The sequence below is a fragment of the Stenotrophomonas sp. YJH_SMC_105-26 genome, from assembly GCF_059368915.1.
Genome location: NZ_JCAFSD010000011.1, coordinates 104,103 through 125,961, shown reverse-complemented (window position 1 = coordinate 125,961; position 21,859 = coordinate 104,103). Strand labels below are relative to the sequence as shown.

Below are 21,859 nucleotides of genomic sequence, written 5' to 3'. Positions count from 1 at the left end.
TTTTACGCTGGCCTGAAGGCCAAGGGCAAAGCGAGCAAGGTGGCGCTCGTGGCGGTCATGCGCAAAATGCTGGTGATCCTCAACGCCCGTAAGCGGGACGCCGAGGTGGCCCTCGGCTGCCCCTGACAAGACAGTTGCTACTGCGGCTCCTACGGCACCACGCGCAACGCGTGCCAACCAAGGTTGGCACCTACCGGGGAACGGTGGGCCACTCGCGCAGCACCGACACCGGCACGCCCATGCGCGCACAGGCGCGGCTGGCCAGGCCATCGGGCAACGCACGGCGGAACAGCGGCGCCATGCCCTGCATCAGCTTCGCCGACGCGGCGGCCTGCGCGCGCTGACGGCCACTGCGTTCAAGCATGCCTTCGGCCCAGTCCGGCAGCAGTGCCGCGCCTGCACCCAGGAACACTTCGCGCGACAGCCCCGGCACCGGTACCGGCAGGCGCACGCCGGACAGCACCTCCAGCACCTCGCGCGAGCGCTCGTCGACGCGCAGCTCCGGCTGCCGCGCACAGAAGTACGCCGCCACTTCCGCTTCGCTGCGCGGCACGTCCACCGCACCCAGTGCCTCGGCCACGCAGCGGTACTCATCGTAGTAACGGTCGGCGACGTGTGCCGGCACCTCCCGTCCGTACCGGCGGAAGCCCTGAAGGAACCCGAACGCCTCGGTCACATGCACCCAGGTCAGCAGCTGCGGATCATCGGCGGCGTAGGGTTCGCCCTGTGCGGTCTGGCCGCGGATCCGTGCATGGATGCGGCGCACCTTGGCCACCAGCGCCTCCACCTCGCCGGTGGGCGCGTAGCTGGTACCGGCAACGAACGCGGTGGTGCGACGCAGGCGACCCACCAGGTCCTGGCGGAAATTGGAGTGATCGTAGACCCCGGCCAGCGCGCGCGGATGCAGGGTCTGCAGCATCAGCGCGCACAGGCCACCGGCCAGCATCGAGGGGAACTCGGCGTGCAGGCGCCAGGTCACGCTGTCGGGTCCAAACCAACCCGGGTCACCCAGCGGCTGGTCGTAATCGATGCCGCTCTGGCCACGGGGGAAGGCCTCCAGCACCCAGCGCCGGATCGGCGCGGTGACGGGGCGGGAGAGTCGCTGCAGCAGAGCCGGCATCACAGGTCCAAGAAAGACGGAAGAACAGTCGCATCTTGCGCGGTTGGCTCCGATTCTCGGCGATCACGACCGCGGCGGCGAGTCTTCGTACTCAGCCACGGTTTCATGTGCGGCCGCAGCACATTTCACCCTGCGACATCCTGTCGCAGGCAGCGCCCTCGATGCTGCGATGCAACAACATTCACCGATTCAGGCAAAGCCCTTGCGCAGCTTGGCATTGCGCCCATTGCACGGCTCGCTGGAAGTGCTAGAACTGGAACCGCCACACCGTCCAATGCTGATCGACGCACGTTCCACAAGGAGCCAGCCATGATTGCTTTGTTCAAGGGTTTGGGAATTCTGCTTCGCGACAACGAGCTCTACAGCAGCCCGTTCGATAAACAGGTCGCGCATTGGCGCAATCTCAGCGAGCAGCAGATCCGCGATGAAGTCGCGGTGCTGGCCCAGGCCAAGTGCCAATGGCTGATCGCCTCGATCGTCGGCTGGCAGGCAGCCTCGCTGCTGATTCTTGGCCTGATCGCCAACTACCTCTGGCGCGACGACTTCCATATCACGTTCACCCGCGTGGTAGTCGTGTTTGGCTCGTGGGTCTCGATCCTGTTCGTGATCTGGTTCATGGCCAACATGTTCGATCAGCAGGCCGGTTTCGAGCGCTGGATGAAGGCGTTCAACAGCCGCGCACGCATCAGCTCCAAGGCCGACAGCGTCGAGCACGTGGCCGAGGCACTGGACCTGGCCGAGCATTACCCGGAAGTGCTCGATTACAAGCAGGCGGTCACCGCCAAGCGCGAGCTGCGCCACGAGGACATCCGCATCATGACCGAGATCGGGCGCATGAAGCAGCACTCCGAACTGGTCGGCCGCCTCAATCACGTGGGCGAGAACGAGCACCACCACGACCTGACACTACAGCCTGCCTACTGACCCTTCAGGGAAGCGGGGGGAGCCACAATGCCACCGTGATCACTCACGGTGGCATTGTTCTGATCCTCGCTGACGCACTGGGCGAAGCCCTTCGGCAGGCCCCTGAACTCCCGGGTCGTGCCGGCCGCCAACGCGAACGACCGTATCGGCGCTTTCGCACAGGCGGCATCAGGACGACAGGCCGGGTCCAGCACCAGGTAATGGCACTGGCCGCTGCGGCTGGCCATGCACTCGAAACGCGCCACGCCGTCCACTACCGTGCGCTTGCTGTACAGCGTGTCCACGCCATTGGCAGTGGTTCTGGTGATCGCGGTTTCAGTGGACTTCCGGCAACCGGCAAGCGCCAATGCGGCGAGGCCGACAAGCAGGAAAAAACGCATGCAATGCTCCTGGTGGCGGAGGCTGCGGCGCGGCTACATGCCGCGGAACAGGCTCATGAACGGTTGGCTGACCACCAGCGTCTCCGTGCGCCCGCGCAGGCGCAGCACGCCGCGCCCGGTGTCGTCGCGGCTCACCGCTGCCACCGCCTTCATGTTGACGATGGTGGAGCGGTGGATCTGGCGGAAGTGCTGCGGGTCGAGCACTTCAAGCAGTTCACGTAACGGTGTGCGCAGCAGGCTTTCGCCGGCAGCGGTGACCACGGTGGTGTACTTGTTGTCGGCGCGGAAGTAGGCCACATCTTCCAGCATGATCAGCTGCGTCTCGCGGCCGTTGCTGGCGGTGATCCAGGCCAGTGGCGGGCGCTCCGCTGCGCCCTGCGACGGGCCCAGCCGCTGCAGCAGGCGCTCCAGCACGGCATCGTCCTGTCGCGTTGATGGCAGCCGCGACAGGATGCGCTCGCGGGTGGCCAGCAGGCGCTCGTCGCTGACCGGCTTCAACAGGTAGTCCATCGCGCCCTGCTCGAACGCATCGATGGCGTACTGGTCGTAGGCGGTGACGAACACTACCTGGGTGCGCGGGCTCAGCTCGGACAGCGAGCGCGCGACCTCGATGCCGCTGATGCCGGGCATGCGGATGTCGAGAAAAGCGATATCCGGCTGCGTCTCGGCCAGCTGCTCCAGTGCACTGGCACCGTCCTCGCACTCGGCCACCAGCTTCAGCTCCGGCCACAACCGGCCCAGCTGCTCCACCAGTGACTGCCGCAGCAGTTCTTCGTCTTCGGCGATCAGGGCTTCAAGCGGCATGGCTGCGCTCCTTGGGCGACTGCGGCAGGGTCATGGTCGCGGCCACGCCGCTGGGGAAGTTGGCAACGATCGCCACGCCGGCCTGCTCGCCGCAGGTCAGGCGCAGGCGCTCGCGCAGGTTCTTCAGGCCGATGCCGGTACCGCTGGTGCCTTGGCCGAAGCCCAGCCCATCGTCGGCCACGGTCACGGTCACGTGGTCATCGAAGCCGCGCGCCAGTATCCAGATCGTGCCACCGCCGGGCTTGGGTTCCAGGCCGTGCTTGATCGCGTTCTCCACCAGCGTCTGCAGTGCCATCGCCGGCAGGTGCACGCCGTGCAGTTCGTTCGGTACCTGCATTTCCACCGCCAGGCGTGCGCCCATGCGGATGCGCAGGATTTCCAGGTACGCGCGGGTGCGGTCCAGCTCCACGCCCAGCGTGGATACCGATTCGTCCACCTGCGGCAACGAGCTGCGCAGGTATTGAATGAGGTGGCCGAGCATCTGTTCGGCACGCGCCGGATCGGTGCGGGTCAGTACCTGCGCGTTGGCCAGCGTGTTGTAGAGGAAGTGCGGTTCCACCTGCGCATGCAACAGGTTCAAGCGTGCCACCGACAGTTCCTTTTCCACCTGGGTCTGTTCGGCCGCAGCCTGTTCGTCGCGGCGCTGGTCGGCGACGCGGCGGCTGATCGCACGGGTGACTGCTTCGGCGTTCTCGTAGTTGCTGCCTTCGTCCAGCGCCAGCAGGTCGGCCCACCAGCCGGCATCGGGTTCGAACAGCAGGGTGACGGTGCTGGTGCCCTGCCCCGGCGTGACCGTGGCCAGCACGCTGTTGCGCTTGATCGCCAGCCGCGCCGGCAGGTTCCAGCGCGAGGGCTGGCGGCCGTTCCAGAGGTCGACCCGGCGCACATAGGCGCGCACCTGCAGGCTGCCGGCCGAGCTTTCCACGTCTTCGACGCGCGGTAGTTCGGAAATCGCCGCCTCCACCACCGAGAAGGCGTGGCCCGCGTCCATCGGCAGTTCGATCTGGCGGCGCTGGCGGCCGGACAGGGTGGTGGCATCCAGGCGACCGGCCACCAGCCAGACCCGGCGGATGTGGGTGATGGCACTGCCCAGCGCGGAAATGATCAGGAACATCGCCAGCAGCCCGAAGATCCAGCCCGGGCCATCGTTCATGCCACTGAAGATGCCGCTCCAGACCATGCCGGCGACAACCAGCGCGGCAGCCCAGGCCAGCAGGTGGCGGATCAGGAGAGAGAGGCTGGCGAACACGGCGGCGCCTTGAGGAAGGGGGTGAGCCGAGCATAGGGCGGCCCGCCGGGCAAGCAAGCAGGCTGCGACGAAGGCCGGGAAAGTTGGGATGGAAGCCGTTATGGAAACGCCGGGCACGGCCCGGCGTTTCCGGGGGCGGCAATGCCGGCCAGCGGCCGGCACTACCGGACGCCGTTATTTGCGCTGGTCGGCGCTGGCGTCACGCACGGCGCGGAACGCCTCGTCCTTGCTCCAGTTCGGCCAATCGCGGGAATTGGCCAGCTGGTTGCCCAGCGTGTACAGCACTTCCAGGTCGCGCGCGGCACCGGCAAACACCCAGTCCGGCTGCCACTCGTCGCCCTGCTGGTGATAGCGCTTGGCGGTGTAGTCCTCGGAGGCCTTCCTGCCTGCGGCCACGCCACCGTCCACCCAGTCCTGGCCGGCCGACCAGGACAGCGCCGGCACGCCACGCTTGGCGAACGGGAAGTGGTCGGAGCGGAAGAACAGGCCCGCTTCCGGCTTCGGGTCCGGCGTGTAGCGGATATCCCAGCCCTTGGCCACGTCCTTCAGCTGGTCCAGCAGCTCGAAGCGCGCGGCACCGTAGATGCCGAAGTCACGCGACGGGCCGAACGGCGCCATGCCGTCCATGTTGATCACGGCCACGGTCTTTTCCAGCGGATACAGCGGATGGGTGGCGTAGTACTCAGAACCCAGCAGGCCCTTTTCCTCGGCGGTGACCGCCAGGAACAGCAGCGAGCGCTGCGGGCGCTTCTCCTTGGCGAAGCCACGGGCCAGCTCGACCAGCGAGGCGGTGCCGCTGGCGTTGTCCAGCGCGCCGTTGAAGATGCGGTCACCGCGCGCGTCCGGCTCGCCCACGCCGATGTGGTCCCAGTGCGCGCTGTAGATGATGGTCTCGTCCGGATGGCGGCTGCCTTCCAGGCGCGCGGCCACGTTGTGAGAGGTGATCACTTCGGTCTTCACCGCGTACTTCGCGTCCAGGCTGGCGCCGGTCAGCGGCACCGGGGTGAAGTCGCGCTGCTGCGCCTTCTTCTTCAGTGCCTCGAAATCCTGCCCGGCCGAGCGGAACAGCTCCACGGCAAGGTCGCGCTGGATCCAGCCTTCCAGCAGCGGGTGGCTTTCTGCCGGGTTGTCACGCACCACGTCGAACATGGTGTTGGTGTTGGAGCCGGCCACGGTGGCCCAGCCATACGACGCCGGTGCGGTCTCGTGCACGATCAGCACGCCCAGCGCACCCTGACGGGCGCCTTCCTCGTACTTGTAGGTCCAACGGCCGTAATAGGTCATGCCCTTGCCGTCGAAATCACCTTGGCCGGTTTCGAAGTCCGGGTCGTTGATCAGCACCACGGCGATCTTGCCCTTCAGGTCCACGCCCTTGAAGTCGTCCCAGTTGCGCTCCGGTGCCTTCACGCCGTAGCCGAGAAACACCAGCGGGGCCTTGCTGATGTCGACGCTGCTGGCGCCGTTCATGGCGGCGCGCACGGCGATCTGCTTGCCCTGCTCCAGCGGCAGGGTCTTGCCGCCCTGGTGCAGCGCCAGCTGCGGTGCGCCGACGATGTCGCCCTTGCGCAGCGGCACGGCCTGGGTCCACAGGCGCTTGCCGTCCTTGAGGTCGCCGCCCGGCTGCAGGCCGGCGTCGGCAAACTGCCTGCTGAGGTAGGCGATGGTCTTTTCTTCGCCGGCGGTGGCCGGCGAGCGGCCTTCGTAGGCGTCGGAGGCCAGTTCCTTGACGTCGGCGGAGATCCGCGCGCCATCGAATTTCGGGGTGGCCGCCATCAGTGCGCTCGACACCGACAGGGCCAGCACGCCCAGTACCACTCGTTTCATTGCTCTCTCCAGCAGGGAAATCCTTCTGGAGTGTAATGGGATTCGCCAGGGCTGCGCCCTGCACCTGCCGAAACAACGGCAACAGCCGAAGCAACAGCAAAAGCTGGTTTCCTGAGGGTAGGCGGGGTCCCACTGCTGTTGGTGGGTGTCGACCTTGGTCGACACGCACGGAAACACGAAAGGGTCAGATCCCTTTCCCGCCGGGAAAGGGATCTGACCCCCTCAGGGTGTTACCAGTTCGGGTCTTCGGCCGGGGCAGCAGCGGGCTTGGGCTTCGGCTTGGCCGCCGGGCGTGCGGCGGCGGCGGGAGCGGCCGAGGCAGTCGCACCTGCGGCGGCGGCCGGCTTGCTGCCCAGCTTCTGGCGCAGTTCGATCTGGCCCGGGCGGAAACCGCCGCGCATCGCGTCGACGCCGTCTTCGATGGTGCCGTACGAGGTCTGTGCGGCCACGCGGTCGATGCGGATGGTGCAGCACGGGTGTTCACTGCGGCCCAGTGAGCGGCCGGTCTGCGGGTCCTTCAGTTCCTCGCCCAGGCGCACGGCCTGCCAGCGCTGGCCGGCCTGCAGGGTTTCGCCACCCTGGCTCAGCACCACCTGGTCACCGTCCACAGAAACCACCGACACCGGGAACAGCGTGGTGACGATGGTGGTACCGATCTGGCCCGACAGCGATTCCATCATCGCCGCGGCCATGTTGCGGCCGTTGACCACGCGGGGCAGGGTGCTCGGGCCGGTCGAGGCCAGCTGGTGGTCGAAGCTGTCGGACATCACCACCTGGCCGGTGGTGGCGTTGATCAGGCGCAGGGTGATGCGGCCGCCACCGGAGTACGAGGTCACCTGGCGGTCGGACATGCGCAGGTTGCGCACGCTGCGCGGGTACTCGAAGCGTTCGATGGTCGGGATCAGGATCAGGTCGGTCGCCAGCTGCTGCCCAACGCGTGCGGTGTCCTGCAGGCGCACGTTGCCGCTGTTGATATGGTCGATCTCGGCCTGCAGTTCGTCGCCGAACTCGCGATCCAGCACGATGAAGCGCTGGGTCTGGGTCAGCGTGTCGGACAGGCGCGCGCGGATCGCGTCGGCCACTTCATCGGCACTCACGCGGCCATCGCCCACGGCATAGCTGCCGGCCTTGGTGCGCGGCAGCGCGACCACGATCTTCGGCTTGCCCTGCTCGTCCGGTGCACGGTACTGGGCAATCTGTGCACGCACGCGCACCTTCCAGTAGCTGCGCATGCTGCGGTGGGTCACGTCCGAATCGAACGAGCTTGCGCCACGCTTGGCATCGACGCTGACCTTCTCGTCGTAGCTCTCCTTGACGCTGGCCGAGGCTCCGCCGCCCTTGGCCGTGGCCTCGCCGGACGCGCTGGCAGAGGCCGAACCCTTGAAGTTCCAGCCTTCGTCGCTGGCGCGCACGCGCGCGATGGTTTCTTCATCCAGCTGCCGCACTTCGTCCTGCGACAGGATTTCATAGCCCAGCACCGCGCCCTGCGAGCCGGCGATCATCTGCTGGGTGAACGCGTCGGCGCGGATATCGCCGACGTGTTCGTCATCCACATCCACATGCAGGCCTGCACGCAGGCTCTGCATCTGGCTGGCCACGCGTACGCCGTTGACCTGCGCCACCGCCGACTGCAACGCCGCCAGCACCGCCAGTTCCGGGGTGCTGCCGATGCCGTCGGCCTCGCGCGCGACCTGGGTGGTGCCGCCGAAATCCGGCGTGCCACGCAGGGGCGCTGCTTCCACTGGCGCATTGCTGGCCAGTGCACTGGTTGCCTTGTCCTTGGCAGGTGCGGGCGCTTCGGCCGGGGTGTCCTGCTTGCCACAGGCTGCAAGCAGCGCGGCAGCCAGGCCCAGGCCGATCAAACGGGAGGTCGTACGCATGGGGATTCGCCTCGGATCAGTTCATCTTGTCCAGCTGGCCCAGCATCGAGTCGGCGTTGGACGGCACCTTGACCTTGCTCTTCTTGGCGAAGGTCACAGCCGACTTGGTCGAACCGTACAGGCCCTGGATGAAGCCCGGCGATTCCTTGGCCACCCATGCACCAGCGGCCAGCTTGCGGCCGACGGTAGCCATCTGGGTGGCGCCCAGGTTCTTCATGCCGGCGGTGAAGTTGCTGGCTTCGCCACCCAGCTTCTGCGCTTCGGCAGCCGAGGACAGCAGCGAGACCAGGCCTTCGGCGTAGTGCTGCTTGGATTCAGCGTTCAGCTCCGGCTGCGCGGCCTGGCGCTCGTCGATCGCGGCCTGGGCGGCTTCGCTGACCGACACCGACTTCTTCATCGCATCGACGCTGACCGAACCCGACGACAGCGCCTGGCGCTCGGCTTCCAGCAGCTGCACCTGCTCGGCCAGGCCGAAGGCACGGGCGAACGAGGTCTGGGCCTGCAGCGAGTGCGACTGCGAGCTGACGAAACGACGCACCAGCGCTTCCTGCGCGGCTTCGTCCGGGGCAGCAGCGCTGGAGGTGCTGCTGGAGGAGCCGGTGGAGCCACCGGCCAGGTCCTTCAGCTTGCCCAGGCCGGCATGGGCCGGCATCGACAGGGTGGCGGCCGCGATGGCCAGGGCAAGAGCGGTATTGCGGATCATGTGAGAGTCCTTTGGAAGAAACGGCCGCGTGCGGCACGTGGGGAATCGGTAACCCAGGGGCGATGCCGAGCGAGCTCGGCACCCAACGGGGCGGCGGATCAGCGGACCGCCTTGACGTTCAGTTCGTTGATCATCTGCTGGGCGGCCTTTTCGGCAGCCAGCTGCAGGGCATTGGTACGGGCCACGGTTTCATTCGGGCCGGTGCCGGAGAACTGCACCGGGCCGACCGACGACACGGTGCGCGGGAAACGACCGGTCACGTCCAGCACCTTGCCGGTGACAGTGACGAACACGCGGGTGTTGCCGCTGGCCGGATCGCGGTCACGCATGCCGACGTCGAGGGTGCCGACGGCGATGTACGGGATGTTGGCCGCACGGATGCCATTGGCGGTGTCGCGCAGGGTGGCCGGGGCCAGGTCGTTGCCGGTGCTGAAGTCCTTGCGGATGCGCTCGATGCTGAGCAGGCCGCGCGACTCGCCTTCCACGTACTCGGCTTCAACCACCTCGTAGCCGGCGGCGCTGAAGGCACCGGTCATCGCGGTGTTGACTTCGGCGGCGTTGGCCACCTTCCAGGTGATGTTGTCGGCGCGCGCGGTGGTGCTGCCGCCGCTGGTGACCGACACCGAACCGTTCTGGTTGATGCTGCCGTTGGTGCTGACCGAGTTGCCGCGGAAGCTGTCGCCTTCACGGGTGTTCTCGCTGTAGCTGCTGCTGGCGTCGACGCGGCGGTATTCCTTGTCCTGGAACGACTGCACGGTGTCCTGCGAGCGCGCCATGAACAGGAAGGTCAGCAGCGAGCGCTGCGCAGCGGTGGCGCCGGCCACGGCCGAACCCGCATCCAGCTTGGTCTGCAGCAGGGTGGTGTTGATCTCGGCGCGGACGGTGACGCTGTAGGTCTTGGCCTTCTTGTCTTCGGTGTCCGACAGCTGCACGGCGCTGAGCACGTAGCGGTCGATCTCGCCGATGAACTCGGCGCGGCGCGCCTCGAACAGGCGCAGCTTGGCCGCACCGGTTTCGGCGATGTACGCCTCCAGGGCATTGACCTTGGCCTTGTTCAGGGCCTGGGCACGGGTATCGGCGCTCAGGCGCAGGCCGTAGCTGGCCGAGCCGGTACCGCGCGAACTCGCGGTCTGCGCAGCGACCGGCGAGGCCACCGCCAGCGCGATGAGGATGAGCAGGATGGTACGCATCAACGACATGACTTGATCAACTCCTGGAGGGCTTGGGTCTGCTGCTGCAACGGGCGGCCGCCCGGCTTCTGTTCGTCCAGCCAGGCGCGCGAATCGGCACGCTTGGCGGCGGCGCCGGCGAAGGCGTCGAAGCCGGCCAGCAGGGTTTCGTAGCTGGCCGACCACTGGTCGACCTGCCACTGCGTGACCGGCACCACCTTGGTGGCCCCCTTGCGCAGCGGCTGTTCGAAATAGACCTTGCCCGAGAACGGCTCGCTCACCTTGGCGGTGAAGAAGGCGCCGAACAGCATCGTCTTCATCGCCGGGGTTTCCTCGATCACGCCGTTCTTCAGTGCATCGACCTGCAGCTGGATGACGTAGTCGGGTTCGGGAATCTTCAGCTGGTAGACCTTACCGTCGGCAAAGCGGGCGGCCATCGCACCGCCGATCGCCTGGCCCGAGGCCGGCGGCAGCAGGCCAACGCCAGTGTTGGACGACAGCGTCTTGGACAGTTCGTGCGCAAGCGTGGCACGCAGCGGTGCTTCCCACTTCGGATCGGGCAGCTTGGCGCGTGCCGCGTCGGACAGGGTCACCCCGCCCACCTGCAGGCGACGCACGGCGGCATCGGGCAGCCGGGCCTGCGCCAGGCTGGCCGCCAGTACCTGCGACAGGCTGGTATCGGCACCGCCGTACAGCAGATCGGCGACGATCGCGTCGATATCGTCGTTGTCCGGACGGTAGTCCTGCACGTCGATGCGCTGCAGGGTGAGCGGATAGGAGGCGATCACCTGGCGCTCGCGGAAGTCGACGAACAACGCCTGCAGCGCCACTTCCACCAGCACCTTGTACTGGTCGCCGATCGGTTCGACCGAGACCAGCTCGCGATCCAGCGCAGCGGCCAGCACGGTGGCACTGGTGGTGCCGTCGAGCATCGCCACCGGCTGGTCGATCAGCTCCAGGTGGGCCGGTGCGTGGCGCTTGAGCGACTGTGCCAGCGTCTGGTTCAGCGGGACCAGCCCACGCCGTTCCAGCACCGCGTGCGCATGCGGGGTGGTCGCCTGCACGGCGGCGGCGTCAGCGGTATAGGCAAAACCGGCCCAATAGGCCTGCTGTGATTTGTCCGCAGCCTGCACGGCCATCGGCCATACGGCCAGGCACAGGGCACAGGCAAGCAGGCGCGCAAAAGCGCGCGATGCGCTCTTCGTCCTTGAATACATCCAACCGCTCCTCGGTCAATACGCACGGATCGCGGACGCTGATGCGTCCGCTGGGCGCGAAACATAGCCGCTCAGGCGGCCGGCGACAAGTGCTGCCTTTGTCGGCTCAGTCCGTGGGGGGCAGGCCCGCCCGTTGCCGCAGCAGTCCGCGCTCGGCCTGGTTCTGGCTGAGCCGAGCGGCCTGGCCAAAAGCGTCACGTGCGTCCTGCTCACGCCCCAGTGCCTGCAGCAGCTCGCCGCGCACCACCTGCAGCGGCGCGTAGTCGCGCAGGCGCGGATCGACCAGCAGTGGCTGCAGTTGTGCCCACGCGGCGAAGGCACCGTCGCTGCGCAGGATCGCCACCACCCGGTTCAATGCCACCACCGGCGAAGGTTGCACCTGCAGCAGCTGTGTATAAAGCGCAGCAATACGCGGCCAATCAGTGGCGTCAGCATGCCGCGCAGCCGCATGGCAGGCCGCGATGCGCGCCTGCAGCACGTAGGGATCCTGGTCGCCACCGATGGCCAATGCGCGCGCCAGCACCTGCTGCCCACGTTCGATCTGCAGCCAATCCCAGCGCGCGCGGTTCTGCTGGTCCAGCAGCACCGGCACCCCCTGCGCGTCCACCCGTGCCGCTGCACGCGAGGCCTGCAGTTCCATCAGCGCCAGCAGGCCCAGTACCGGCGGCACCGGCAACCGATGCGCCAGGATGCGGGCCAGCCGCAGCGCTTCCTCGCACAGCGCCGGGCGCATCCAGTCATCACCGGCGCTGGCCGCATAGCCTTCGTTGAACACCAGATAGATCGCCTCCAGCACCGAGGCCAGGCGCTCCGGCATCGCCTCCGCGCGCGGCACTTCATAGGGCACCTGCTTCTGCGCCAGCGTGCGCTTGGCGCGCACGATGCGCTGGGCGATGGTCGGCTCCGGCTGCAGGAACGCACGTGCAATCTCGACGGTGGTCAGGCCACCGAGCAGGCGCAGGGTCAGTGCCACCCGCGCATCGGCCGGCAGCACGGGATGGCAGGCCACGAACATCAGCCGCAGCAGGTCATCGCCCAGGTCGTCCTCCAGTGCCTGGCTGTCATCCGGCGCCGGCAGTGCCGCCGGATGCAGTTCCTCGCCCCACTGCGCATGCTGCTGCGCCACCCGCTGGTGCTGGCGCAGCACATCGATGGCACGGTTGCGCGCGGTGGTCATCAGCCAGGCTCCGGGGTTGTCCGGGATACCCTGCTCCGGCCAACGCTCCAGCGCGGCCAGCCAGGTGTCCTGGGCCAGCTCCTCGGCACGGCCGACATCGCCACCGAGCAGCCGCGCCAGGCGCGCAATCAGCGCTGGCGACTCCATCCGCCAGAGGGTTTCCAGACGCTGCGTCAGTGCGGGCTCGAGCATGCGCCGATCACAGCACGCACGCCCGGCCCGCACAAGCGCCGCAGCTCACGCTTCAACAATCGGCTTGAAACCGCCCCAGAACATGCGCCGGGTATCGAATGGCATGTCCTTCGGGCCCAGCGACGCCAGCCGCGGATCGGCCATCACCTTTGCGTTGATGCGGTCGCGTGCCGCGCGCGAGCGGAACACCACGAAGGCGACGATCACCGTCTCGCCCGGTTTCGCCTTGACGGCGCGCGGGAACGAGGTGCTCTTGCCCGGTTCCACATCGTCGGCCACGCATTCCATGTACTGCAGCGCGCCATGGTCCTTCCACACCGCGCCGGCCTTGCGGGCAAGGCGGCGGTAGGCCGCCACCTTGTCCTGCGGGCACGGCAGCACGTAAGCGTCCACGTAAGCCATGCGGGTTCTCCCTGCGGCGGCCGTCAGCCCGGCTCGCCGTCCATGTGTGCGATTTCCCAGAGATGGCCGTCCAGGTCCTGGAAGCCACGCTGGTACATGAAACCGTAGTCGCGCGCGGGCTGCGGTTCACTGGCGCCGGCCGCCAGAGCCTTGTCCACCATCACGTCCACCGCCTTGCGGCTGTCCGCCGACAGGCAGGTGATCACCTCGGTCTGGCTGCGTGCGTCGGCGATCGGCTTGGTGGTGAACTGCTTGAAGAACGGCTGGGTCAGCAGCATCACGAAGATGCTCTCGCTGATCACCATGCAGGCGGCATCGTCATTGGTGAAGGTCGGGTTGAAGCTGTAGCCCAGCGCTGCGAAAAAGGTCTTGGACGCGTTCAGATCCTGCACGGGCAGGTTGACGAAGATCATCTGCGGTTGCGGTGCACTCATCGGTGAAGCTCCTTGTGGATGAAAGAAAGAGAGGAATCAGGGCTGCTTCATGCAGTTGACCATCCACGGCTTGCCATAGCGGTCGACCAGCATGCCCCAGCGGTGCGCCCAGAACGTTTCGGCGATCGGCATCTGCACCTGGCCCCCCTCGGCCAGCGCGGCAAACACGCGTTCGGCTTCTTCGATGCTGTCGACATCAACATTGATGGTGGTCGAGCCACCCTCGCCGCCGCCGGGGCCGTCGGCCGCCATCACGATGGCGTTGCCGATCTCCAGCTGGCTGTGGGCGACGTGGTCCAGGGTTTCCGGCGGCATCTCGTTGCAGCCCGGCGAGCCATCGGAGGGCGGCATGTCGCGGTATTTCATTTCCGAAGTGACCTGGCCACCGAGTGCCTTGGCGTAGAACGCCATCGCCTCGTGGGCCTGGCCGCTGAAGCCGAGGAAGGGAATCAGTCTCATGGCAATACTCCGTGATGTGGTTCAGGGCGGTAGCGCCGGGTCGTGCCCGGCGTGGAGATGAATCGGGTCAACCTTCCAGCTGTGCACGCAGACGCTGTTCCTGCTGCTGTAATTCGGGGGTGAAGGCTTCACCGAAGTCTTCAGCGGAGATCAAGGGACGCAGTTCGAGCGTGCCGCCACTGCCGAACGGCGCGCGGCTGGCCCATTCAACCGCTTCGTCCAGCGACCGCACCTCCCACAGCCAGAAGCCGGCGATCTGTTCACTGGCAGGACCGAACGGACCGGCCTCGACCTGGGGTGCCCCGCCGCCGAAGTGAATGCGACGGCCGCGCTGGGTGGCGTGCAGGCCTTCACCGGCCAGCATGATGCCGGCGGCCACCAGTTGTTCGTTGAAGGCGCCCATTTCGGACAGTTCCTGTTCGCTGGGCATGCGGCCGGCTTCGGAGTCGGCGTTGGCCTTCACGATCACCATCACTTTCATTGCGGTCTCCCGTGGGGACGCGTGGTGCGTGCCCTTCATTGGGTACAACGAACCAGGGGGCTGGGAATCGACACGTCCTCTGAAAATTATTTCTTCCGTGGAAAGCGCGCCTTCGGCGGAGGTCGGCGAACGGCGGAGCCCCTCCGTGGTGGGGTGGGTGGTCGCTGAAAGCGCGGGTTCATGGGTTGGGCCGGGTGGGCAGGCGGGTCGGGGGACGCCGTAAACCCATCCTTGGGGGCTTGGCCGCGGCATCCATGCCGCGGACACCCCCGCCCCGCCTACCCACCCGACCCTGGACAGTTTCCTGCCTCCGGTACCGACCACGGGAAGATCAAGAGAAAAGGCAACAGCAACAGCAACAGCAACAGCAACAGCAAAGGCGGTTGGCTGGCGGGCTCGGCTTTGCGAGCGAAGCGACCCGCTTTTGCTCTTGCTTGTTGATTTCCCGTGGTGGATCGGCCGCCGGAATCTGTCTGGGGCCGGGCGGGTGGGGTTGGCGGGGTATCCGCGCCATGGATGGCGCGGCTAAGCCTCCAGGGACGGATTCACGGCGTCCCCGCCAATCGCGCCCGCCAGGCCCACCCTCAGGAAACCCGCTTTCAGCGACCCACCCACCCCACCACGGAGGGGCTCCGCCGTTCGCCGATCGCCCGCCGCAGGCGGCCTTTCGCGCTGCAGCATGCCGGCGGGCAAACCTGCGCCATCATGGACACCCCGCCCCCGCCAGGACCGTGCCATGCAGCAGTACCTGCTTCTGATCTACATCGAGCCTGCCCTGCTGCAGGCCCTGCCCATCGAAGAATTCAACGCGCTGATGCGCGACTGCCTGGCCCACGCCGACAAGCTGCAGGCCGAAGGCACGCTGCTGGCCGCGCAGAAACTGCAGCCGGTCGACACTGCACAGACCCTGCGCGTGCGTGATGGCAACAGCCGTGTTCTCGATGGCCCGTTCGCCGAAACGCGCGAACTGCTGGCCGGCTTCAACCTGATCGTCGCCCGCGACCGCGACGAAGCCATGCGCATCGCCCGCGACTTCCCGTGGGCGCGCTTCGGCAGCATTGAAGTGCGGCCGCTGGAAGACATGGACGCCGAGCGCGAACGCTGCGGCGCCCCGGCTGCGGCTATGGCAGCAGCCGTACCCTGATCTCGCGCGGGCCGACGCCTTCGTTGCCGCTGTAGTCGCGCACGCTGGCGCGCACGATGTACTCGCCCGGCGGCAGCGCCGCCGGCTGCCAGCGCCCGGTTTCCATCAGGCCATCGCGCACGGTGTTGGTGGCCAGGTAACGGAAACGGGTCACCGCGCTGCCGTGCACGGTGATGCCGCTGTCGGGGGCGTAGGCCACCCGCACCGCTTCCTTCTGCGGCGGCATGCGGTTGAACACGATGTTCCAGCGCGGCTGTTCGTAGCCCTGCAGCGCTCGGCCACCGGCGTCGAGGATCTGGTAGCCCACCTGGTACATGCCCAGGCGGCGGCGCGGCAGGTTGTTGTCGACCTGGTCCCAGGCCTCGACCACTATCTGCACGCCGCGGCCCTGGCGCGCCACCATCACCACGCCATCGCTGCCGGCGGCCATCGGCTGGTCGTTGTCGTCCAGCAGGGCCACATCGGTGATGCGCGGCGCGAAGTGGTCGGCGTAGCCCTGGAAGCCCAGCGCCACCGCGTTGGTCTCGAAGCCGCCGGTACCCACCGCCAGGTGCACGTGCGCCTGGTTGTTGATGCTGCCCAGGCGGTCACCGACGTGGATGCGCATGCCGCGGCGCACGCGCATCCGCTCCAGCCTGCCCTGCTCGTCGTACAGCGCCTGCCAGCGCGCATCGTAGGGTTCGTCGCGCGGGGTGCGGCCGACCCGCATGTGGATGTACTTGAGGCGATCCACGACCAGGCCCTCGGCCTGCTCACCCAGGTTCCAGGCGGCCACCGGGCTGCTGATCTTGCCTTCGGCGATCGCCAGCACGGTCTGGCCCACATCACCGCGCACGTCGAAGCCGCCATGCAGGTGGTGGCGGCTCTCACCGGTGAAGTTGCCGCGCACCTCGCCCAGGGTGCCGACCACTTCGTGCCAGCCGTCCTGCGGTGCCAGCGGCCAACGGCCCCCGGTCTTCGGCAGCGCGGCATCGGCAGCCGGGCCGACCAGTGCCGGTGCCGGCAGGTCGCCCACCGGCAGCGGGCGCAGGCGATGCAGGCGGTAGCTGGCGGCGTCGGCCACCAGCACGCTGCCATCGGCATCCAGCGCCAATCCGCTGGGGCGGGCCAGGCGCGGCAGGCGGCCATTGCCGACCAGCGCGATCTGATGGCCCTGCGGCGTCACCTGCACGATGCGGCCATCGAGATCACCCACGTACAGCACGCCGTCATGGGTGGTGGCCAACGACAGCGGCCCATTGATCACGCCACCGGCGGCGACCACGGTGCTGACCGTACCATCGGCACCCACCCGGCGCACGGCGTTGTTGAACAGGTCGGCCACCAGCAACGCGCCCTGCGCGTCGAAGGCCAGCGCCACCGGCGTATCGAAGCGCGCAGCGGCGCCCACGCCATCGGCAAGGCCCGGCCGATCACCACCGGCCAGGGTGCGCACGCTGCCATCCGTACCGATCACCCGGATGCGATCGTTGAACGTATCGGCCACGTAAACCTGGCCCTGCGCATCCACGGCGATGCCCATCGGCGCATCGAAGCGCGCGTGCGCGGCAGGGCCGTCGGCGTGGCCCTGTTCGCCACCGGCCAGCGTGGTCACCTGGCCATCGGTGCTGATGCGGCGGATCGCATGGTTGCCGGTGTCGGCCACATACAGGTTGCCCTGCGCGTCGGCGGCAATGCCCGAAGGCGTGTTGAAACTGGCCTGCAGTGCAGGGCCATCGACACGTCCCTCGCCCTGCCCGGCCACCGTTTCAACGCGGCCATCGGGAAGGCGGCGACGGATCCGGTTGTTGTCGCCGGCATCGGTGAAATAGACGCTGCCATCGGCACTGCGCAGCAACGCGTACGGATCGGCGAAGCGTGCCTGCGCGGACGCGCCATCACGGTCACCCGGGTGGCCATCGCCGGCCAGCGGTTCGATCTGCGCGGTCCACGCCAACGGCGTCGGAGCCGGACCCGCCGGTTCAGCCAGCGTATGCAGCGGTGTCTCCCACCAGGTCGCAGCCAATGCCACTACCGTCGCCAACGCTACGCCTGCCGCCATCCATTGCCACCGTGCCATCGTGCTGCGCTGCCTGCCTGCTGTCTGAAGAGGCACCGACAATAGACGCTGCGCGTGCGATCCGCCACGGCCGATTGTGCGGCTGAACGCCAGAATTCGCTTCGTCGTGCTTGTCCTCGCTGGCTGCAGCAGGTTCAATGCGGTTCCCACGGATGGAGATTCTCCATGCCCCGCGTTCTCCCGCTCACCGCCCTGCTGCTGGCCGCATTGGCCAGCACATCCGCCACTGCTTCGATCACGGTGGCGCCGCAGAAGCCGTCAATCACCGCCGATGCGATGCACCAGGCCTATGCCACGCGCTGGGATGAGGCCATCCAGCAGTCACGCAGTGGCAACACGCTGGGCGCGCTGATCAGCATGGAACGGCTGATGGAGGATCCCCTGCTGGACGACTTCGATGCCGAGCATCGTGGCCGCGCCTCGCAGGTCGCTGGCTGGACCGCACTGATGCAGAAGAAGCCGGCCCTGGCCCGCCGCTACCTGCAGCGGGCGCAGGAGGCCCTGCCGGAGGATGCACAGATCCTGCTTACCCAGGTGTCGGTGGAACTGTCGGACAACCAGCCGGCCGCAGCCACCGCCTTCCTGGTGAAGGCACTGCAGCATGCCGACGCGCCGCTGCCGGTCGATCACCACGCCATCAACTACCTGCAGTACCGCCTGCGTGACCAGCCGATGAAGCGCATGGACCTGCTGCAGGCGCTGTTTGACAACGGCTGGAAAAGTGGCGGCCTGGAACCCACCGGGCTGTGGCTGACGCTGGCCACGCTGCAGGCCGACAATGGCCGTGGCGACGGCATTCCAGCCACGCTGGCGCGCATCGACAGCCCGGCCGAGATCATCCGCCTGCGCAGCGACAAGCGCTTCGACCGTTATGTCGATCGCGGCGATGCGCGCTTCGATCCGGTGCAGGCGGCGCAGCGCCACCTCGATGAACTGCGTGTTTCCGGCCTGCTCGACCGCGCACTGGATGCGCGCATGGCCGAGTTCAGCACCACCCTGCTGATGCTGGACCGCAACGAGGAAGTGCTGTCGTTGACCGAGGGCATGGCCGGTGCCGCGAGCAACGGCGAATCACCTGCCGCCGCCGAAGCGGAATGGGTGGCCTGGCTGCTCAACAGCCGGCTCACCGCACTGCGCCGGCTGGGCCGCACCGATGAGGCACTGGCCACGGCGCAACAGGCCCAACGCATCGGCGCACTCGGCCCGGATGGTGTCGAGCACCAGATGAATGTCGGCTTCGTCTTCAGTTCGCTGGGGCGCATGCAGGACGCTGCGCAGGCAGTGAGTGACATGCCGGGCCTCGCCGGCTACGGCAAGGCCGCGCAGGCGCTGCTGCAGTTCGCCGCCGCCCGCGAGCGTGGTGATGCCAAAGCGCGCGAAGCGGCACGCGCGGTGATCCTGGCCCAGCGCGAGGATGCCCGCCTGTTCCATCGCGAAATGCTGCTGGAGGAAGGCAACCTGGACGGTGCCGCCGCCGTGCTGATCGAACAGCTGCGCTCGCCCATCGAACGCGGTGAAACCCTGGCCAGCCTGCAGGACATGCGCACCTATCCGTCATTGCCGGGTGATGTGCGCATCGATGCCGCGTGGCGTGCACTCAAGCAGCGTGCCGACGTGCAGGCCGAGGTCGCCCGCGTCGGCCGCATTGAACGCTACGACCTGGTCAGCAGCTCCACCTCGCGCTGAGCAGCTTTTGTGTAGAGCCGAGCCGATGCTCGGCTGCAATTGGCGCAGCCGAGCATCGGCTCGGCTCTACAACGCCACGTGCAGGCGGCACCGTCCGCTAGCGCGCCGGCACCTCGGTGCGGATGCCCATCGCTTCGCGGTAGCGTGCGTACAGCGCCATTACCTTGTCCACGTAGGCCAGGGTTTCGGCGTAGGGCGGCACGCCCTTGTAGCGGGTGACCGCACCGATGCCCGCGTTGTAGGCGGCCGCCGCCAACGGGCGGTCGCCGTTGTAGCGGCGCAGCAGCGCGCGCATGTAGCGCGCGCCACCCTCGATCGACTGCTGCGGCGAGAACGGATCGCTCACCCCGTATTCCTGCGCGGTTTCGGGCATCAGCTGCATCACGCCCTGTGCACCCTTGCTGGATACCGCCAGCGCGTCGAAATTGCTTTCGGCGTGGGCGATGGCACGCAGCCAGGCATCATCGACGCCGGTGGCCCTGGACGCGGCCTTGAACTGCCTGGCGTGCTGCGCCAGCTGCGGCGTGCCGACCTTGCCCAGGCCTTCGTGCGCCGGCTCGCCTGGCGGCGTGGCCACGGTGAACTTCAGGAACACCCGTGAGCCGGGCAGGTTGCGCGTGGAGTAGACCAGCGCTCCGTCCTGTTCGCGCTCGTACAGCACGCCGCTGAACACGCCCATGTTGCCCCACAGGTTCGGGGTTTGGACGGCGTTGTCGTCGATCTCCTTCGGCGTGCACCGCGATCCCGGCTCCGGCGCGGTGGCCAGGCTGACGGTGTTGCCCTGCACGCAGCGGTAGACGGTGCGCGCGGCGGCCAGCCCGGGCCACAGGCTGGGCAGCAGCAACAGCGCGAGCAGGACGGGGCGAGGGGACATGGCGTCCGGATGATCCGGCCGTGCCCGCTAATGTTGGGTGAATGGGGGCCGGCAGGGCGGCGTCCTGCACCCGTGGTAGTGCCGGCCGCTGGCCGGCAACCTCCCGCGACCTGCCGGGGTCAGATCCCGTTGCTGAGCAACGGGATCTGACCCCACTTCGGATCACTTCGCGGTCCTCCGACGCACCCAATAGCCCACGCCCAGCAGCACGAACCACGCCGGGCTGGCGATCAGCGCCTGGCGGGTGTCGCCCTGCAGGCTCAGCAGCACCAGCACGGCGGCGAAGAACACCAGGCACGCCCAGCACATCGCGACGCCGCCGGGCATCTTGAAGATCGATGCAGCATGGCGCTCCGGATAGCGACGGCGATAGGCCATGTAGGCCACCAGGATCAGCGACCAGACGAAGATGAACAGCACCGTCGCCAGTGTCGTCACCAGGGTGAAGGCGGTCACCAGGTTGGGAATCAGGTAGATCAGCAGCGTGCCGCCCAGCAGGCACAGGCACGAGAACAGCAGGCCACGGGCCGGCACTGCGGCGCGCGACAGTTTCGACAGCCCGCGCGGGGCGTGGCCCTCTTCGGCCAGGCCGTACAGCATGCGGCTGGTGGAGAAGATGCCGCTGTTGGCCGAGGACGTGGCCGAAGTCAGCACCACGAAGTTGATCAGGCTGGCGGCGGCGGGAATGCCGGCCAGCACGAACAGCTGCACGAACGGGCTCTTGTCCGGCACCACCTGGCGCCACGGGGTGACCGCCATGATCGCGATCAGCGCCAGCACGTAGAAGATGATGATGCGCACCGGGATCGAGTTGATCGCCTTGGGCAGGTTGCGCTCGGGGTCGGCGGCTTCGGCGGCGGTGGTGCCGACCAGCTCGATGCCGACGAAGGCGAACACCGCAATCTGGAAGCCGGCGAAGAAGCCGACCAGCCCCATCGGGAACATGCCACCGTCATTCCACAGGTTCGACAGCGACGCGGTGTGGCCGCTGGGTGAGGTGAAGCCCCACGCCACCAGCCCGGCGCCAGTGATGATCAGCGCGCAGATCGCCACGATCTTGATCAGCGCGAACCAGAATTCCATTTCGCCGAACAGCTTCACCGTCACCAGGTTCAATGCCAGCAGCAGCATCACGCAGGCCAGCGCCGGTTTCCAGGCTTCAAGCCCGGGGAACCAGAACTGCGCGTAGGCGGCAATGGCGATCACATCGGCGATGGCGGTGACGATCCAGCAGAACCAGTAGGTCCATCCACAGAAGAACCCGGCCCACGGGCCGAGCAGGTCGGTGGAGAAATCGATGAAGGATTTGTACTGCAGGTTGGACAGCAGCAGTTCGCCCATCGCGCGCATCACGAAGAACAGCATCGCGCCGATGATCAGGTAGACGAAGACGATGGAGGGGCCGGCCAGGCTGATGGTCTTGCCCGATCCCATGAACAGGCCGGTGCCGATGGCACCGCCGATGGCGATCAGTTGCAGGTGGCGGTTGGACAGGCTGCGGCGCAGGTGCTCGGGGGGCGTTGCGGGCTCGGTCATGGGCGCGGGCAAAAGGGGCGGGCGAAGCATTCGACGGTAGTCCCCCGCGGCGCCGAGCGCCAGCGCCAGACGGACCCATTGCGTCAAAGCGGGCCGCTTTCACCACAATGTGACCGAATACCGTATTGATCCCATTCCGCCCGGC

General features: G+C 67.5%; 19 protein-coding genes and 2 pseudogenes. 4 read left to right on the top strand and 17 right to left on the bottom strand.

Annotated features, from left to right (window positions below; all coding sequences use genetic code 11):
- Positions 1-126 (top strand): annotated as a pseudogene (locus AC5P7F_RS19295) (IS110 family transposase); the annotation flags it as partial.
- Between the two features lie 64 nt (positions 127-190).
- Here AC5P7F_RS19295 and AC5P7F_RS19290 read toward each other — a convergent pair.
- Positions 191-1,120, bottom strand: coding sequence for an oxygenase MpaB family protein (locus tag AC5P7F_RS19290; RefSeq protein ID WP_197603046.1), 930 nt, complete (start codon positions 1,118-1,120; stop codon positions 191-193).
- Between the two features lie 309 nt (positions 1,121-1,429).
- Between AC5P7F_RS19290 and AC5P7F_RS19285 the strand changes: the two genes are divergently transcribed.
- On the top strand, positions 1,430-2,044 hold the full coding sequence (locus AC5P7F_RS19285) for a hypothetical protein (RefSeq protein ID WP_014645784.1): 615 nt from the start codon (positions 1,430-1,432) through the stop codon (positions 2,042-2,044).
- Between the two features lie 39 nt (positions 2,045-2,083).
- Here the strand turns inward: AC5P7F_RS19285 and AC5P7F_RS19280 are convergent.
- The 13 genes and pseudogenes from AC5P7F_RS19280 to AC5P7F_RS19220 form a co-directional block, all read right to left on the bottom strand.
- Positions 2,084-2,424 (bottom strand): annotated as a pseudogene (locus AC5P7F_RS19280) (hypothetical protein).
- 33 nt (positions 2,425-2,457) lie between these two features.
- Complete coding sequence (locus AC5P7F_RS19275) at positions 2,458-3,228, bottom strand: LytR/AlgR family response regulator transcription factor (RefSeq protein WP_014645782.1); 771 nt, start codon at positions 3,226-3,228, stop codon at positions 2,458-2,460.
- Positions 3,218-4,477: a sensor histidine kinase gene (locus AC5P7F_RS19270; RefSeq protein ID WP_126411677.1), complete on the bottom strand. Its 1,260-nt coding sequence runs from the start codon at positions 4,475-4,477 to the stop codon at positions 3,218-3,220. Before AC5P7F_RS19270 ends, AC5P7F_RS19275 begins: the two co-directional genes overlap by 11 nt.
- Positions 4,478-4,651: 174 nt before the next feature.
- The gene (locus AC5P7F_RS19265) at positions 4,652-6,301 is read right to left on the bottom strand and encodes a M28 family metallopeptidase (RefSeq protein WP_032959265.1); all 1,650 of its coding nucleotides are present in this window, start codon (positions 6,299-6,301) and stop codon (positions 4,652-4,654) included.
- 230 nt (positions 6,302-6,531) lie between these two features.
- Positions 6,532-8,181, bottom strand: coding sequence for a CsgG/HfaB family protein (locus AC5P7F_RS19260; protein WP_197603044.1), 1,650 nt, complete (start codon positions 8,179-8,181; stop codon positions 6,532-6,534).
- 16 nt (positions 8,182-8,197) lie between these two features.
- Entirely contained in the window at positions 8,198-8,884 is a 687-nt protein-coding gene (locus AC5P7F_RS19255; protein ID WP_049408541.1) for a hypothetical protein, read from the bottom strand.
- Positions 8,885-8,982: 98 nt separating this feature from the next.
- Positions 8,983-10,083, bottom strand: coding sequence for a hypothetical protein (locus tag AC5P7F_RS19250; protein ID WP_014645777.1), 1,101 nt, complete (start codon positions 10,081-10,083; stop codon positions 8,983-8,985).
- Complete coding sequence (locus AC5P7F_RS19245) at positions 10,074-11,270, bottom strand: hypothetical protein (protein WP_495204193.1); 1,197 nt, start codon at positions 11,268-11,270, stop codon at positions 10,074-10,076. Before AC5P7F_RS19245 ends, AC5P7F_RS19250 begins: the two co-directional genes overlap by 10 nt.
- Positions 11,271-11,376: 106 nt before the next feature.
- Entirely contained in the window at positions 11,377-12,639 is a 1,263-nt protein-coding gene (locus AC5P7F_RS19240; RefSeq protein WP_197603042.1) for a sigma-70 family RNA polymerase sigma factor, read from the bottom strand.
- Between the two features lie 45 nt (positions 12,640-12,684).
- A complete protein-coding gene (locus tag AC5P7F_RS19235; RefSeq protein ID WP_014645774.1) occupies positions 12,685-13,041 on the bottom strand; it encodes a DUF1428 domain-containing protein in 357 nt (118 codons plus the stop codon).
- Positions 13,042-13,064: 23 nt separating this feature from the next.
- Positions 13,065-13,475: a VOC family protein gene (locus tag AC5P7F_RS19230; protein WP_014645773.1), complete on the bottom strand. Its 411-nt coding sequence runs from the start codon at positions 13,473-13,475 to the stop codon at positions 13,065-13,067.
- A 36-nt stretch (positions 13,476-13,511) separates the two neighbouring features.
- Entirely contained in the window at positions 13,512-13,934 is a 423-nt protein-coding gene (locus AC5P7F_RS19225) for a VOC family protein (RefSeq protein ID WP_014645772.1), read from the bottom strand.
- A gap of 67 nt (positions 13,935-14,001) precedes the next feature.
- Complete coding sequence (locus AC5P7F_RS19220) at positions 14,002-14,415, bottom strand: YciI family protein (protein WP_014645771.1); 414 nt, start codon at positions 14,413-14,415, stop codon at positions 14,002-14,004.
- A 736-nt stretch (positions 14,416-15,151) separates the two neighbouring features.
- Here AC5P7F_RS19220 and AC5P7F_RS19215 point away from each other — a divergent pair.
- Positions 15,152-15,559: a YciI family protein gene (locus AC5P7F_RS19215; RefSeq protein ID WP_012479004.1), complete on the top strand. Its 408-nt coding sequence runs from the start codon at positions 15,152-15,154 to the stop codon at positions 15,557-15,559.
- Here AC5P7F_RS19215 and AC5P7F_RS19210 read toward each other — a convergent pair.
- Positions 15,537-17,618 (bottom strand): NHL repeat-containing protein, encoded by a 2,082-nt coding sequence (locus tag AC5P7F_RS19210; protein WP_197603040.1) that lies wholly within the window; start codon positions 17,616-17,618, stop codon positions 15,537-15,539. The two genes, AC5P7F_RS19215 and AC5P7F_RS19210, sit on opposite strands and share 23 nt — an antisense overlap.
- A gap of 165 nt (positions 17,619-17,783) precedes the next feature.
- Here AC5P7F_RS19210 and AC5P7F_RS19205 point away from each other — a divergent pair, with 165 nt between their 5' ends.
- A complete protein-coding gene (locus AC5P7F_RS19205; RefSeq protein WP_197603038.1) occupies positions 17,784-19,304 on the top strand; it encodes a hypothetical protein in 1,521 nt (506 codons plus the stop codon).
- 97 nt (positions 19,305-19,401) lie between these two features.
- Here AC5P7F_RS19205 and AC5P7F_RS19200 read toward each other — a convergent pair whose 3' ends face one another.
- Both AC5P7F_RS19200 and cycA read right to left on the bottom strand, forming a co-directional pair.
- Positions 19,402-20,178 carry a lytic transglycosylase domain-containing protein gene (locus AC5P7F_RS19200; RefSeq protein WP_049406906.1) on the bottom strand — a complete coding sequence of 259 codons (777 nt, stop codon included), beginning with the start codon at positions 20,176-20,178 and terminating at the stop codon, positions 19,402-19,404.
- Positions 20,179-20,340: 162 nt separating this feature from the next.
- The gene (gene cycA, locus AC5P7F_RS19195; RefSeq protein WP_142235382.1) at positions 20,341-21,714 is read right to left on the bottom strand and encodes a D-serine/D-alanine/glycine transporter; all 1,374 of its coding nucleotides are present in this window, start codon (positions 21,712-21,714) and stop codon (positions 20,341-20,343) included.
- Positions 21,715-21,859 lie beyond the last annotated feature (145 nt).